The following is a 15,002-nucleotide window of genomic DNA, read 5'->3' as shown; positions in this document are numbered from 1 at the left end:
AAATCTCGCCGTGAAGAAAGCGGCGTCAGCCGCCGGATGACGAACCGTCAGCCCGGGTGGAGCGTTCCCCGGGCCCATCAGATGGGTGTGCACACAGATGAGCAGTGCGAGCAGACACCGCCGGCGCGGGCGTGCGGTGGCCGGACTCGCGGCGCTGGCCCTGGCGGCGTTCGCCGCCCCGGCCGCCCACGCGACGCCGGACCCGGCCGCCGACCAGGCCAAGGCCGGGCACGGGACGCCGCCCGGCGGCGGGAGCCTCGGCCCGAACGTGATCGTCCTCGACCCGGCCATGCCCAAGGCCGACATCCAGAGCCGGCTCGACGCGATCGCCGCCGCCCAGGCGGGCAACGAGTTCGGGTCCGAGCGGTACGCCATCATGTTCAAGCCCGGCACCTACGGCACCGCCGCGGACCCGCTGGTCTTCTCCGTCGGCTTCTACGAGAGCGTGGCCGGCCTCGGCCGCAACCCCGGAGACGTGGTGATCAACGGCTCCGTCGACGTGTACAACCAGTGCGTCGACGGCGACCAGTCCAAGTGCTACGCCACCACCAACTTCTGGCGCTCGCTCAGCAACCTGACCGTCAACGTGGCCGGCCAGAGCGGCTGCTACGGCAACACCGAGTTCTGGGCGGTCTCCCAGGCCGCGCCGCTGCGCCGGGTGCACGTGAACGGCAACGTCAGCCTGATGGACTACTGCACCGGCTCGCCCGCCTGGGCCTCCGGCGGCTTCATCGCCGACTCGCAGTTCACCGGCGGCACCGTGATCAACGGCTCGCAGCAGCAGTACTTCACCCGCAACAGCGCCCTCGACGGCTGGACCAACGGCGTGTGGAACCAGGTGTTCTGCGGCTCGCCCGGCGCGCCCGCGCAGTCCTTCGCCGCCGACTCCGGCCTCAGCGGCGGCGCCGCCCCGTACACCACCCTCGACACCTGCCCGGTCACCCGCGAGGCGCCGTACCTGTACCTCGACGAGGCGGGCAGCTACCGGGTCTTCGTGCCCGCCCTGCAGCGCGAGTCCGCCGGGCCGACCTGGACGAACGGCGGGACGCCGGGCAGCTCGCTGCCGCTGGACGACTTCTTCGTGGTCCGGCCCGGCGCCAGCGTGAAGCAGATCAACGCCGCGCTCGCCGCCGGCCGCAACCTGCTGCTGACCCCCGGCGTGTACCGACTCCCCGACACCGTCAAGGTGGTGCGCCCCGGCACGAAGATCGTCGGCCTCGGGTTCGCCACCCTGGTCCCGACCGCCGGCAACGTCGCGATGAAGATCGCGGACGTGGACGGCGTCAACGTCTCCGGCCTGATCATCGACGCCGGCCCGATCACCTCGCCCGCGCTGCTCCAGGTCGGCACCAAGGGGTCGAAGGCTCGGCACGCGGCCGACCCGATCGGCCTGGACGACGTGTTCTTCCGGGTCGGCGGCGCGGTGAACGGCTCGGCGACCACCGCCCTGGTGGTCGACAGCGACGACACCCTGATCGACGACGCCTGGATCTGGCGCGCCGACCACGGCGCGGGCGGCGGCAGCTGGGACAGCGCCCGCAGCGACACCGGACTGGTCGTCAACGGCGACCGCGTCACCGCGACCGGCCTGGCGGTCGAGCACTTCCAGAAGACCGAGACGGTCTGGAACGGCCAGGACGGCAAGGTGGTCTTCTTCCAGAACGAGAACCCCTACGACGTCCCGAACCAGGCCGCGTGGATGGCGAGCCCGACCCAGCGGGGCTACCCGGCGTTCGCCGTCGGCCCGAAGGTGAAGACCTTCCAGGGCTGGGGCATGGGCAGCTACTCGTACTTCAACCAGGGCGTCGACATCCGCAACGCGATGGCCTTCCAGGCGCCCACCGCCCCCGGCGTGCAGTTCCACGACCTGCTGACGGTCTTCCTGAACGGCTCCGGCGGCATCGACTCGGTGATCAACGGCACCGGCCGCGCCGTCGACCCCACCTTCGGCGGCCCCAGCGACGTCGTCAGCTACCCGGCCCCCTGACCCGACCCCCCCGAACCGCGGGGCGGGCCCCGGACAACCCCCGGAGCCCGCCCCGCACCAACCGGCAGCGTCACCGGCCAGCCCCCAGGCCGGTACCCCCACCCACCGGTTCCCCACACCCGCAGCGGAGTCCCCATGACCGAGCTCAGCCGTCGCAACGCCCTGCTCCTCGCCGCCCTCACCGCCGGCCTCGGCGGCGTGTCCCTGGCCGCACCCGCCACCGCGTCCGCCGCCCCGACCGCCCTCGGCTGGAGCGACGACTGGGCGGCCGCCGCCTACGCCGCCGACCCGGGCGCCGCCACCGCCTCCGGCACCGAGAACGCCGGGCTCGGCCCCGGCCTCGCCTTCGACAACAACGGCGGCACCCGGTTCTCCAGCAACTTCGCCGACGACGCCTGGATCCGGATCGACCTCGGCACCGTCATCCGGGTCACCCAGGTCGTCCTGGTCTGGGAGGCCGCGTACGGCCTGCGGTACGCCGTCGAGGTCTCCACCGACGGCGCCAGCTGGAAGTCGATCTACACCGAGAACGCCGGCACCGGCGGCACCGTCACCATCCACACCCACCCGCAGCCCGCCCTCGGCCGCTACGTCCGGATGCGCGGCGTCCAGCGCGCCACCCCGTACGGCTACTCGCTCTACGCCTTCCAGGTCAACGGCGGCATCCCCACCCCCGCCGCCGCCACCACCGCCAACCTGGCGCTGAACCACCCCGCGTTCGGCAACTACTACCAGGACGCCGGGCACACCCCGCTGCACGCCTTCGACGGCGGCTTCCCGGCCGGGCTCAGCGGCGACGCCACCCGGTGGGCCAGCGACTGGAACGACCACCGGTGGGTCGCCGTCGACCTCGGCGCGAGCGCCCGGATCAGCGCCTTCGACCTGTACTGGGAGTCCGCCTACGCGGTCGACTACCAGCTGCAGGTCTCCGACGACAACCAGACCTGGCGCACCGTGTACCAGCCGACGGCCGCTCAGGTCGCCGCCCGCGACGCCGACATCGGCACCCCCGGCTCCTCGGCCGGCCTCCACGACGCGATCACCCTGCCCGCCCCGGTGACCGGCCGCTACGTCCGGATGCTCGGGCTGCGCCGCCGCCGCTTCTACAACCCGGCCCCGGCGACCGCCCAGTTCGGCTACTCGCTCTACGAGTTCCAGGTCTGGGGGACCGGCGGCAGCGGCGCGGCCGAGTACCCGGCCCAGCCGGGCGACCGGACCGGGACCTACCGCACGGTCTTCTTCGACGACTTCACCGGCGCCACCCTGGACCGCAGCAAGTGGCGGGTGGTGGTGACCGGTTCGACCATGGGGTCGGTCAACGGCGAGGCGCAGGCCTACATCGACTCCGCCAGCACCCTCACCCTCGCCAACAGCCAACTGCTCATCACCCCGCGCTACCTGCCGAACGGCTACACCGCGCCGGGCGGCGGCACCTACCACTTCACCTCGGCCCGGATCGACACCTCCGCCGCGGTCAACTTCACCTACGGCCGGGTCAGCGCCCGGCTGAAGATGCCCGCCGGACTCGGCTTCTGGCCCGCGTTCTGGCTGCTCGGCAGCAACGTCGAGGACCCGGACGTCTCCTGGCCCGACTGCGGCGAGACCGACATCATGGAGAACATCGGCTACCCGGCCTGGACCAGCAGCGCCCTGCACGGCCCCGGCTACTCCGCGGACGGCAACATCGGCGCACTGCAGAACTTCCCGGCCGGCCAGGACGCGACCGCCTGGCACGTCTACGCGGTCGAGTGGACCCCCACCGCGATGCGCTTCTCGGTCGACGGCGTCCAGACCCTCGAGGTCACCCGGCAGAAGACCCAGGCCACCCGCGGCGCCTGGGCCTACGACCACAACCAGTACGTGATCCTCAACTTCGCCCTCGGCGGCGCCTACCCGGCCGGCTGGAACAAGGTCACCACCCCGTACTGGGGCCTGCCGCAGTCCAGCGTCGACCAGGTCGCCGCGGGCGCAGCCACCCTCGCCGTGGACTGGGTGCGGGTGGAGCAGCTCGCCTGACCGCGAGCGCCGGCGGGGGTGGACCGCGTCAGGGGCGGCCCACCCCCGCCGGGGGACCCGACCGGAGCGGGCACAGGATGTCGGGTGCGGCAGGCTTGGTCCTTCCTACGGTGGGTGATCGTAAGAAGGAAGGAGGCCGGGGTTGCTGGATCGGTTGAACCAGGCCATGGCACACATCGAGGAGCACCTCGACCGGCAGATCGAGGTGTCCGCGCTGGCCCGGATCACGGCCACGTCGGAGTACCACTTCCGGCGGCTGTTCTCGTCGCTGGCGGGGATGCCGCTGTCGGAGTACGTCCGACGCCGCCGGCTCACCGTGGCGGGCGCCGACGTGCTGGCCGGGGAGCCGACCCTGCTGGAGATCGCGGTCCGCTACGGCTACACCTCGGGGGAGGCCTTCGCCCGGGCGTTCCGCGCCGTGCACGGCATCGGTCCCGGTGAGGCCCGGCGTACCGGCGCGGCCCTGAACTCGCAGCCCCGGCTGTCCTTCCGCCTCATCGTCGAAGGGAACAGCACCATGCGGTACCGCATCGTGGAGAAGGAAGCCTTCCGGGTGGTCGGCAGGAAGGCCCGCGTCCCGCTGATCTACCAGGGCGTCAACCCGCACATCGCCGCGCACATCCGGAGCATCCCGCCGGAGACCATGCTGCGGATCGCCGCCCTCTCGGGCGAGGACCCGGAGGGTGTGGTGTCGGCGACCGTGCGGCTGTCCGACGGCTTCGAGGAGGGCAGCGAACTCGACTACTACCACGCCGTGGTGAGCACCGCCGCCGAGCTGCCCGCGGACCTCGACGTGCTGGACTGCCCGGCGGGCACCTGGGCGGTGTTCGAGAACACCGGGCCGTTCCCGGAGGCACTGCAGCAGATGTGGGCCGACGTCGCCGCCCAGTGGTTCCCGTCCAACCCGTACGAGTACCGCCCGGGGCCGGAGATCCTGCGCACCCGCCCGGCACAGGCCGACCCGGCGCAGTCCGACGCCCAGCTGTGGATCCCAGTGGCCCGCACCGCGGTCTGACCCGGCAACCGACGGTCCGTCAACCCGGCGTGCGCGCCCGCCATTTCGAGCGAACGCGCACGCCGGCCACGCCTGGGCGGACGCGGTGGCCCTGGCGGAGCGCTGCCACCTGGCGGTGTGGTCGACGGCCGCCGACGGCCGCGCGGGCTTCCCGCAGGACCACCGGCTCTTCCACTCTCCCGTGGTCATCGACGTCCCGGTGGCCCCGACGCCGCCCGTGCTGCGCTGAGCCGGCACCGGTACCGGGCGGGCGGGCGGTCAGGAGGGCATCATGCCGAGTTGGCGCATCATGCCGACGCCGTCCCAGCTCCACCAGCCCTCCATGGCCATGCCGTCCTCGAAGCGCCAGATGGTCATGCCGGTGACCTCGGCGGTCCGGTTGGTGGCGGGCATGCCCATGAACTCGCCGATGTTGGTGCCGCGCCAGGTCCAGCGGGTGCACACCTGGTCACCCTCGGCGATCTGGCCGTCGATGGTGAACGAGAAGTCGAAGGCGCGGCGGTAGCCCTCGATCATCGCCTTGACGGCGGCGGGACCGACGGTGTCCTCCTCCATCGACGGGTCGTGATCCCGGTAGCCGGGGGCCACCAGTTCGTCGATGCACGACATGTCCCCGGTCGGCGGCTCCACCAGCATGCGGCGCGCCGCGTCCTTGAGGAACTGCTCGTCGCGGACCAGGTCCAGGTTGGTGAAGGTGGGCGGCTCCTGACAGAGGGCGACCATCTCCTGGAAGACCCGGTCGGTCTCCGGCAGCCCGGAGTTGCGCATCGCCGCCTCGTACGAGGGGAACTCGACGATCTCCACCACGTGTCGGGCGTCGTCCCGGTCCGCGCCGACCATCGTGTGGGTGGCGGTCCGTTTGCCCTCGGTCATCTCGATCCAGCTGTCCATCAGCCGGTTGAGCTCGTCAGGTCGCTCCGTGCGGCACTCTACGATCTGCACAAAAGTCATCGTGAACCTCCCGATCCGGCGCCGATCGTCCTGGTTCCACTGTGCGCCCGGCGGTACCGCGCCGCGAGATTGCGAGGCTCCCTCACACCTCGACGTGGGCGCCCATGATGATCGTGCGGTCGCGGGGGAGGCCGAAGTACTCGGCGGCGTCGGCGGTGATGTAGGAGGTGGCGACGAACAGGCGCTTGCGCCAGGGGGCCATGGTCGGCGCCTGGCCGCGGCGGAGTTCGATCGTCGACAGGAAGTAGGACGCCTGGTCGAGCGCCAACGGCCCCTCGGCTTCGGCCGGGTCGAGCATCGCGAGCGTCCCGGGCACGTCCGGGGTCTCCATGTAGCCGAAGCGGGCGGTGACGTGGATGATCCCGTCCTCGGCGTAGCCGAGGTCGTCGACGAGCAGCCGCCGCTCGGCCGGGACGCGCGGGACGGTCTCGGTCTCGATGGACAGGATGACGACCTGGTCGTGCCGCACGTGGTTGTGCTCGACGTTGGCGCGCATGGCCAGCGGAGCGGTCTGCTTGCCGCGGTTGAGGAAGACGGCGGTGCCCGGGACCCGGAGGGCGTGCACCCGCCCGCTGTGCAGGCCGTCGACGAACTCGCGCAGCGGGCCCTCGTGCCGGGCCCGTTCGGCGGTGACGATCTCGCGGCCGCGCTGCCAGGTCGTCATGACGGTGAACGCCGTGAGCCCGATCAGCAGCGGCAGCCACGCGCCGTGCAGGAACTTGGTGGCGTTGGCCGCGACGAACAGCAGGTCGACGAAGAGCAGCGTGCTCGCACCGATGGCGATCAGCCACTTCGGCGTGCCCCAGCGCGCGCGGGCGACGTAGAAGAACAGCAGCGTGGTGATGGTGATGGTGCCGGTGACCGCCATGCCGAAGGCGAAGGCGAGCGCCGCCGAGCTGCGGAAGGCGAAGACCAGGGTCAGCACCGAGACCATCAGCAGCCAGTTGATCCACGGGACGTAGATCTGACCCATCGTCGACTCGGAGGTGTACGCGATCCGCAGACGCGGCAGGTAGCCGAGCTGGGCGGCCTGCGAGGCGACCGAGTACGCGCCGGTGATCACGGCCTGGGAGGCGATCACCGTCGCGGCGGTGGCGAGCAGGACCATCGGCCAGCGTCCCCAGCCGGGCACCAGCAGGAAGAACGGGCCGCTGATGTTGGCCGGGTCGGCGAGGATCAGCGCGCCCTGGCCGAGGTAGCTCAGCACGCAGGCGGGGAAGACCAGGAACAGCCAGCCGCGGGTGATCGAGCGGCGGCCGAAGTGCCCCATGTCGGCGTAGAGCGCCTCCGCGCCGGTGACCGCCAGCACGACGGCGGCGAGGGCGAAGAACGCGGTGCCGAAGTGGCCGGTGAGGAAGGTCAGGGCGTAGCTCGGCGAGAGCGCCCGGAGGATCTGCGGGTGGTCGACGATGCCGGAGACGCCGCAGGCGCCGATGGTCACGAACCAGACGATCATCACCGGTCCGAACACCCGGCCGACCGCGGCGGTGCCGTTGCGCTGGACCAGGAACAGCACCACGATGATCACCGCGGTGATCGGGACGACCGCGTCCCCGAGCGAGGGTTCGACCACCTTGAGGCCCTCGACCGCGGACAGCACCGAGATCGCCGGGGTGATCATGCTGTCGCCGAAGAACAGTGACGCGCCGAAGATGCCGAGCGCGGCCAGCACGGCGGTGGTCCGGCGCCCGCGCTGCGAGGCCGAGCGGCGCAGCAGGGTGATCAGCGCCATGATGCCGCCCTCGCCGTCGTTGTCGGCGCGCATCGCCAGCAGGACGTAGGTGATCAGGACGATGATCACCACGGACCAGAAGACCAGCGACACCACGCCGTACACGTTCGGGGTGGAGACCGGCACGGGGTGCGGGTCGTCCGGGTTGAACACGGTCTGGAGCGTGTAGATCGGGCTGGTGCCGATGTCGCCGAAGACCACGCCGAGCGCGCCGACCACGAGTCCGAGACGCGCCGCGTCGGGCCCGTGCGGATGCCCCGCCGCAGCCGGCTGGGCGGCGGAATCGCGATCGGCCATGGTGACACTCCTGCTCTGCCGCGGATCGGGACGCTGCCAGGCATGGGCTCCGGTGGGGACATTACCGATCCGATTGTTCGATCAGCTGCAGGCAGCGCCGCCCGTCGCCGTGTTCCGTTCGCGTTCCGACCGCGTTCTGGCCGCCCGGCGTCAGCGTCCCGTCAACGCGGGCCCGATCCGCGTAGCCCCGGCGTCAAGGCCGCTGCGACCGGTGGACGCAGGCGCTGCACTGGAGCTGCGGCAGGACCAATCCCCGGCTCCCGCCGCGACCCCAACGAAACGGTGAGCCATGACGACCCACGACCGCATCGTCGCCGCGCGCGACGACGCCGCGTTCCGCGAGCTGCTGCACGGAACCGTCTTCGACCCCCGGCCCGCCGGAGGAACGGCGGAGCCGCGGCACGCCGCGCAGGAGCGCCCGCTCCCGGCGGACGAGGACGGCGGCCCGGCCGCCGCACACTGCCGGTCCGCCATGTACTACGTCGACTGACGACGCGTCACGGAACCCCCGAGGAGCGTGTGATGACCACCGAAGACGAAGCAGCGGACGACCCGCACGAACACGCGCCGCGCCACGTGCCGGTGCGCACCGTCGGCCCGGCGCAGGTGCTGCGGCTGTTCCGGGACCGCGACGGCGGCCGCTGCGCCGTCGCCTTCAGCACCCTGGCGGCGCTGCACGCGCTGCTGGGGGCCGACCAGGAGTCGGCGGAGCTCACCGAGCCGGCGCTGCGTGGCCTCACCGCGCCGCTCGGCGTCCACCGCCTGGTCCTCGACCCCGCGCTCGTCGCCCCCGCGGCGGGCGCCTACCGGGTCTCGACGGCCGCGGCGCCGTCCGAGCGTCAAGGCCGCGTCGGGATTCCGGGCCGGACCGTCAGGGGCCCGTCAAGAAACGCGGCGTGACCGGGCGGAGCGGCTTGGCTGGGACGCGCAGCGCGAGGCGGCGCGGCCGTTCCGGTGACCCGCTGGCGCGGCGGCGGCCCGGCGTCGACGGCCGCGGTGTCTGCTGCCCCTGAACGACCGACCACCCCGAGGAGCGAACCGGTGAGGCTCTACCGCGTCCGGCCCGGAGGCCGCTGGTACCACCCGGCGGTACCGCGGCTCGGCGCCGGCCCGGCATCGGCCGTCGCGCTCACCCTGAGCGCGGCCCTGACCCCCGCCCTGGACTGGGTGGGCGAGCTGAACGGCGGCTGGTTCGCCCTCGGCGCGTACGCCCTGCTCTGCGCCCTCGTCGGAGCGGTCTCCCGGCCTCCGACGGCGCCGCTGGTGGGCCTCGCGGGCTGGCTGTTCTTCGACGGGTTCGCCGTGCACGGCGACGCGACCCTGAGCTGGTCCGGACGAACCGACCTGCTGCGCCTGGGCGCGCTCGCCGCTGCCGCCCTGCTCACCTCCCTCCCGGGCGCGCTGCCCCACCGCCGGGTCCGCGTCCAACGGATGAGGGCGGCTGATCACCAGGCCGGCACCCGGAGCTGAGGCTCCGTCAGCCGACACCCCGTCACGACCGCCACCCACCCACCGGTCGGACCTCAGCCCACTGCAGACGCGGCCTTGTCGTACTCGCCGGCCTGCGGCGCGGTCAGGAGCTTCGAGACGCGGACCAGCACGTTGCCGTGCGGGAAGTCGTACTCCAGGAGCGCGGGCATGCTCTTGCCGATGCTCTGGATGTAGTCGGCGCGGAGCTTCGCGTCGTCGGCGTTGGCGAACATCTCGATGGCGCCGCCGGATTCGATGTCGGTGGGGTCGTTGCTGTGTGCGTCGGCGGCGTTGATGCGCGAGTCGGTGAACGTGATCTTCGAGGTGTACTGACCGGCCGGCCGAGGAGATGGTTCGGGTCGGTGGTGTCGGTGATGACGGTGCCGGCCTTCGCCGAGGGGACGGCCTTGGCCAGGGCGGCGAGCGCGGCGGTGGCGTCCTTCGGCGGAGCTGCCTTGGGCGGGGCGGAGCCGGCGGGAGCAGCGCCAGGGGCCTGGCTGCCGGCGGCCTGCGTGGCGGGAGCCGTCGCGGGGCTACTGGTGCTGCTGCAGGCGGTCGCGGCGAGCAGCGCGGTGGCGGCCGCAGCGATGCCGACGATGTGGTGGCGCACGGCAGATCCTTGACTGTGGTCGTGGCGGACCGGCACATCGTGGCAGCGCAACGGTGCGGCGGAGGCGCACAGTTGCGGAAGCGTGAGCCGGGGCCGGCGCGTTCCGGCCAAGGCGCGGACTCGGGCGAATGGCCCGGACGTCAAGGCGGCGTCAAGGTTGCGTGCGCACCCGTATGGAGGACGTCAGGGAGCCCGAAAAGGGCCCTGACCGGCTGGTTTGCTGCTTGTGCCGGTCGTCCACCGGTGCCGCCAGGGGAGTCCGAGGGACACCGGCGGCAACAGCCTCTGACCAGTGGGTGGAGCACCATGCTCGATCTCGTCTTCGTCGGTGTCACGGTCGCCGTGTTCGCCGTCATCGCCCTCATCGCCAGGGGGGTCGAGAAGCTGTGAGCGCCGAGAACATCGCAGGTCTCATCGTCGCCGTCGCGCTCGTCGGCTACCTCGTCGTCGCGTTGATCTACCCGGAGAAGTTCTGACATGGGTTCCACTCTTGCCGGGTGGCTGCAGGCCCTCGCCCTGGTCGGCGCGCTGGCCCTGTGCTACCGCCCGGTGGGCGACTACATCGCCCACCTCCTGACCTCGGCGCGGCATCTGAGAGCCGAGAAGATCCTGTACAAGGTGGTCGGTGTCGACGGCGACGCCGATCAGCGCTGGCCGGTGTACCTGCGGTCGGTGCTGGCGTTCTCCGCCCTCTCGGTGCTGTTCCTGTACGGGCTGATCCGGCTGCAGACACACCTGCTGCTGAGCCTGGGCGTGCCGGAGATGGCCCCGCACCAGGCCTGGAACACCGCGATCTCGTTCACCACCAACACCAACTGGCAGTCCTACAGCGGCGAGTCCGCGATGGGCCACCTGGTGCAGATGGCCGGGCTGGCGGTGCAGAACTTCGTCTCCGCCGCGGTGGGCATCGCGATCGTGGCGGCGCTGATCCGCGGATTCACCCGCAACCGCACCGACCGGGTCGGCAACTTCTGGGTCGACCTGACCCGGATCACGCTGCGCCTGCTGCTGCCGCTGTCGATCGTCTTCGCCCTGGTCCTGGTGGCCAACGGCGTGGTGCAGAACTTCCACGGCTTCCACGACCTGACGACCCTGACGGGTGGTCAGCAGTCGATACCGGGCGGCCCAGTGGCCTCGCAGGAGGTCATCAAGGAGCTGGGCACCAACGGCGGCGGCTTCTACAACGCCAACTCGGCGCACCCGTTCGAGAACGCCACCGGCTTCACCAACTGGCTGGAGATCTTCCTGCTGCTGGTGATCCCGTTCGCGCTGCCGCGCACCTTCGGCCGGATGGTCGGCGACCACCGGCAGGGCTACGCGATCGTCGCGGTGATGGGCCTGTTCTGGGTCGCCTCCGCCGCGTTGATCACCTTCTTCGAGCAGCAGCACGGCGGTGCCGCGCTGCAGGCGGCGGGCGCGGCGATGGAGGGCAAGGAGCAGCGCTTCGGCGTGGCCGCATCCAGCCTGTTCGCGGCGTCGACCACATTGACGTCGACCGGTGCGGTCAACGCCTTCCACGACTCGTTCACCCCGTTCGGCGGCGGTCTGACGATCTTCAACATGATGCTCGGTGAGATCGCGCCCGGCGGTACCGGCTCCGGCCTGTACGGCATGCTGATCCTGGCGGTCGTCGCGGTGTTCGTGGCCGGTCTGATGGTCGGCCGTACCCCCGAGTACCTGGGCAAGAAGCTCGGCGGCCGGGAGATGAAGTTCGCCTCGCTGTACATCCTGACCACCCCGGCGATCGTGCTGATCGGCGCGGGCACCGCGATCGCGCTGCCCGGCGAGCGGGCGGGGATGCTCAACTCCGGTGCGCACGGCTTCTCCGAGGTGCTGTACGCGTTCACCTCCGCGGCGAACAACAACGGTTCGGCGTTCGCCGGCATCACCGTCAACACCGCCTGGTACGACACGGCGCTGGGTCTGGCGATGGTGTTCGGCCGGTTCCTGCCGATGGTGTTCGTCCTCGCGCTGGCGGGCTCCCTCGCGCAGCAGCAGCCGGTCCCCGCGAGTGCGGGCACCCTGCCCACGCACAAGCCGCTGTTCGTCGGTCTGCTCTCGGGCGTCGTCCTGATCGTCGTCGGCCTCACCTACTTCCCGGCCCTGGCCCTCGGGCCGATCGCAGAAGGTCTCCACTGATGTCCACCAGCACCCTTGATCCCGCGGCCCCCGAACAGGCGCCGCACAGAGTCTCCTCCGGCCTGCTCGACCCGAAACTGCTCGTCAAGTCGCTGCCGGACGCGGTGCGCAAGCTCGACCCGCGGGTGATGGTGAAGAACCCGGTGATGTTCGTGGTCGAGGTCGGCTCGGTGGTCACCACCGTCGCCGCGATCGCCGACCCGTCCGTCTTCGCCTGGGCGATCACCGTCTGGCTGTGGCTGACCACCGTCTTCGCCAACCTGGCCGAGGCCGTCGCCGAGGGCCGCGGCAAGGCGCAAGCCGACACGCTGCGCAAGACCAAGACCGAGACCACCGCCCGACGCCTCGTCAACTGGCCCGCCTCGCAGGACGAGGAGGAGGTGCCGGGCACCGCGCTGCGGCTGGGCGACCACGTGGTGGTCGAGGCCGGGCAGGTGATCCCCGGTGGCGGCGACGTGGTCGAGGGCGTCGCGTCGGTGGACGAGTCGGCGATCACCGGCGAGTCCGCGCCGGTGATCCGCGAGTCCGGTGGCGACCGCTCGGCGGTGACCGGCGGCACCAAGGTGCTGTCCGACCGGATCGTGGTGAAGATCGCCTCCGAGCCCGGCAAGTCCTTCATCGACCGGATGATCGCCCTGGTCGAGGGGGCGGCCCGGCAGAAGACACCCAACGAGATCGCGCTGAACATCCTGCTGGCGTCGCTGACGATCGTGTTCCTGATCGCGGTGGTCACCCTGCAGCCGATGGCGACCTACGCGGGCGCCCCGCAGTCGACGATCGTGCTGGTGGCGCTGATCGTGGCGCTGATCCCGACCACCATCGGCGCGCTGCTCTCCGCGATCGGCATCGCGGGCATGGACCGCCTCGTGCAGCGCAACGTCCTCGCCATGTCCGGCCGGGCCGTCGAGGCGGCGGGCGACGTCAACACCCTGCTGCTCGACAAGACCGGCACCATCACGCTCGGCAACCGGCAGGCCGCCGAGTTCCAGCCCGCCGAGGGGGTCTCGGTCGAGGAGCTGGCGGACGCGGCGCAGCTGTCCTCGCTGGCGGACGAGACGCCCGAGGGCCGCTCGATCGTGGTGCTCGCGAAGACCGGGTACGGCCTGCGGGCCCGCGCCCAGGGCGAGTTGGCGCACGCCACCTGGGTGCCGTTCACCGCGCAGACCCGTATGTCGGGCGTGGACGTGGACGGGCGGCAGGTCCGCAAGGGCGCGGCCGGTTCGGTCGCCAACTGGGTGACCCGGCACGGCGGCAGCGTCGGCGCGGACGTGGCGACCCTGGTCGACGGGATCTCCGCGGCGGGCGGCACCCCGCTGGTCGTCGCGGAGCAGGACGGCGCCCGGACGCCGCGCGTGCTCGGGGTGATCCACCTCAAGGACGTGGTGAAGGAGGGCATGCGGGAGCGCTTCGAGGAGCTGCGCCGCATGGGCATCAAGACCGTGATGATCACCGGTGACAACCCGTTGACCGCCAAGGCGATCGCGGAGGAGGCGGGCGTGGACGACTTCCTCGCCGAGGCCACCCCCGAGGACAAGATGGCCCTGATCCGCAAGGAACAGGAGGGCGGAAAGCTGGTCGCGATGACCGGCGACGGCACCAACGACGCCCCCGCCCTCGCGCAGGCCGACGTCGGCGTGGCGATGAACACCGGCACCATGGCGGCCAAGGAGGCCGGCAACATGGTGGACCTGGACTCCAACCCGACCAAGCTGATCGAGATCGTCGAGATCGGCAAGCAACTCCTCATCACCCGCGGTGCGTTGACCACCTTCTCGATCGCCAACGACGTCGCGAAGTACTTCGCGATCATCCCGGCGATGTTCGCGGGCGTGTACCCGGGCCTGAAGCACCTGAACATCATGGGCCTGCACAGCCCGACCTCCGCGATCACCTCGGCGATCGTCTTCAACGCACTGGTCATCGTCGGCCTGATCCCGCTCGCCCTGCGCGGCGTCAAGTACCGCCCCACCGACGCTGGTTCGCTGCTGGCGCGGAACATCGGGATCTACGGACTCGGCGGCCTCGTCGTCCCGTTCGTCGGCATCAAGGCGATCGACCTGATCGTCCAGTTCATCCCCGGCCTGAGCTGAGAGAGGCCAGAGTCCCCATGCCCACTTTCCTGCGCACCCACCTCACCGCGCTGCGGATGCTGCTGGTGATGACCGTGATCCTCGGCCTCGGCTACCCGCTGCTGGTCACCGGCATCAGCCAGGTCGCCTTCGCCGACAAGGCCAACGGATCGATCGTGAAGTCCGACGGCAAGGCGATCGGCTCCAGCCTGCTCGGCCAGAGCTACGACCTGCCGAAGGCCAACCCGGAGGACCCGTCGCAGCCTGACCCGAAGTGGTTCCAGCCCCGGCCGTCCGCGGGCGGCTACAACCCCGCCTCCTCCGGCGCGTCCAACCTCGGCCCGAACAGCGACGACCTGCTGAAGGCCGTCGACGACCGCCGCGCCGCCGTCGCCGCCTTCGACGGCGTCGACCCGGCCAGCGTCCCGGCCGACGCGCTGACCGCCTCCGGCTCCGGCCTCGACCCGCACATCTCCGTGGCCTACGCCAAGGAGCAGGTCAACCGGGTCGCCAAGGAGCGCGGCCTCACCGCCGACCAGCTCGACAAGCTAGTCGACACGTACACCGAGGGCCGCTCGCTCGGCTTCCTCGGCGAGGCCGGCGTCAACGTCGTCCTCCTCAACACGGCCGTCAGCGAGATCAAGTGACGTCCGCAGGCTGACCGGACCGACCCGGGCACGGAGGGAGAGCCGTGCCCGGGTCGGTCCGCCCCTTCC

Annotated in this window: 14 protein-coding genes; 11 read left to right on the top strand and 3 right to left on the bottom strand. The window is 71.5% G+C overall.

Annotated features, from left to right (window positions below; translation table 11 throughout):
• The first annotated feature begins 97 nt into the window (after positions 1-97).
• The 4 genes from AB0K51_RS21645 to AB0K51_RS21630 all read left to right on the top strand — a co-directional run bounded on the left by AB0K51_RS21645 (position 98) and on the right by AB0K51_RS21630 (position 5,247).
• Entirely contained in the window at positions 98-1,987 is a 1,890-nt protein-coding gene (locus AB0K51_RS21645) for a hypothetical protein (RefSeq protein ID WP_363457883.1), read from the top strand.
• Positions 1,988-2,122: 135 nt separating this feature from the next.
• A complete protein-coding gene (locus tag AB0K51_RS21640; RefSeq protein WP_363457880.1) occupies positions 2,123-4,003 on the top strand; it encodes a discoidin domain-containing protein in 1,881 nt (626 codons plus the stop codon).
• Positions 4,004-4,145: 142 nt separating this feature from the next.
• A complete protein-coding gene (locus AB0K51_RS21635) occupies positions 4,146-5,018 on the top strand; it encodes an AraC family transcriptional regulator (RefSeq protein WP_363457877.1) in 873 nt (290 codons plus the stop codon).
• 85 nt (positions 5,019-5,103) lie between these two features.
• On the top strand, positions 5,104-5,247 hold the full coding sequence (locus AB0K51_RS21630; protein WP_363457875.1) for a hypothetical protein: 144 nt from the start codon (positions 5,104-5,106) through the stop codon (positions 5,245-5,247).
• 29 nt (positions 5,248-5,276) lie between these two features.
• Here the strand turns inward: AB0K51_RS21630 and AB0K51_RS21625 are convergent, their stop codons facing one another.
• Positions 5,277-5,969 (bottom strand): ester cyclase, encoded by a 693-nt coding sequence (locus tag AB0K51_RS21625; RefSeq protein ID WP_363457873.1) that lies wholly within the window; start codon positions 5,967-5,969, stop codon positions 5,277-5,279.
• Between the two features lie 82 nt (positions 5,970-6,051).
• The gene (locus tag AB0K51_RS21620) at positions 6,052-7,998 is read right to left on the bottom strand and encodes a potassium transporter Kup (RefSeq protein WP_363457870.1); all 1,947 of its coding nucleotides are present in this window, start codon (positions 7,996-7,998) and stop codon (positions 6,052-6,054) included.
• Between the two features lie 289 nt (positions 7,999-8,287).
• Here AB0K51_RS21620 and AB0K51_RS21615 point away from each other — a divergent pair, with 289 nt between their 5' ends.
• The 3 genes from AB0K51_RS21615 (at position 8,288) to AB0K51_RS21605 (ending at position 9,468) form a co-directional block, all read left to right on the top strand.
• Positions 8,288-8,488, top strand: coding sequence for a hypothetical protein (locus tag AB0K51_RS21615; RefSeq protein WP_363457868.1), 201 nt, complete (start codon positions 8,288-8,290; stop codon positions 8,486-8,488).
• 32 nt (positions 8,489-8,520) lie between these two features.
• On the top strand, positions 8,521-8,898 hold the full coding sequence (locus tag AB0K51_RS21610; protein WP_363457866.1) for an SAV_915 family protein: 378 nt from the start codon (positions 8,521-8,523) through the stop codon (positions 8,896-8,898).
• 141 nt (positions 8,899-9,039) lie between these two features.
• On the top strand, positions 9,040-9,468 hold the full coding sequence (locus tag AB0K51_RS21605) for a hypothetical protein (RefSeq protein WP_363457864.1): 429 nt from the start codon (positions 9,040-9,042) through the stop codon (positions 9,466-9,468).
• 53 nt (positions 9,469-9,521) lie between these two features.
• Here the strand turns inward: AB0K51_RS21605 and AB0K51_RS21600 are convergent, their stop codons facing one another.
• Positions 9,522-9,701, bottom strand: a complete 180-nt coding sequence (locus tag AB0K51_RS21600; RefSeq protein WP_363457862.1) for a hypothetical protein — start codon at positions 9,699-9,701, stop codon at positions 9,522-9,524.
• 763 nt (positions 9,702-10,464) lie between these two features.
• On the opposite strand from AB0K51_RS21600, the gene kdpF reads away from it, so the two are divergent.
• Genes kdpF through kdpC form a run of 4 tightly spaced genes read left to right on the top strand, consistent with a single transcriptional unit; the run spans position 10,465 to position 14,933 of the window.
• Positions 10,465-10,554 (top strand): K(+)-transporting ATPase subunit F, encoded by a 90-nt coding sequence (gene kdpF / locus AB0K51_RS21595; RefSeq protein ID WP_097237446.1) that lies wholly within the window; start codon positions 10,465-10,467, stop codon positions 10,552-10,554.
• Position 10,555: 1 nt separating this feature from the next.
• A complete protein-coding gene (gene kdpA / locus AB0K51_RS21590; protein ID WP_363457860.1) occupies positions 10,556-12,217 on the top strand; it encodes a potassium-transporting ATPase subunit KdpA in 1,662 nt (553 codons plus the stop codon).
• On the top strand, positions 12,217-14,307 hold the full coding sequence (gene kdpB / locus AB0K51_RS21585; RefSeq protein ID WP_363457858.1) for a potassium-transporting ATPase subunit KdpB: 2,091 nt from the start codon (positions 12,217-12,219) through the stop codon (positions 14,305-14,307). Before kdpA ends, kdpB begins: the two co-directional genes overlap by 1 nt.
• Positions 14,308-14,324: 17 nt before the next feature.
• Entirely contained in the window at positions 14,325-14,933 is a 609-nt protein-coding gene (gene kdpC, locus AB0K51_RS21580) for a potassium-transporting ATPase subunit KdpC (RefSeq protein WP_363457856.1), read from the top strand.
• Positions 14,934-15,002 lie beyond the last annotated feature (69 nt).

This window comes from Kitasatospora sp. NPDC049285 (assembly GCF_040678815.1).
Lineage (GTDB): Bacteria > Actinomycetota > Actinomycetes > Streptomycetales > Streptomycetaceae > Kitasatospora.
Note: the sequence above shows the minus strand (reverse complement) of the source record. Positions and strands in the feature narration are given on the sequence as shown.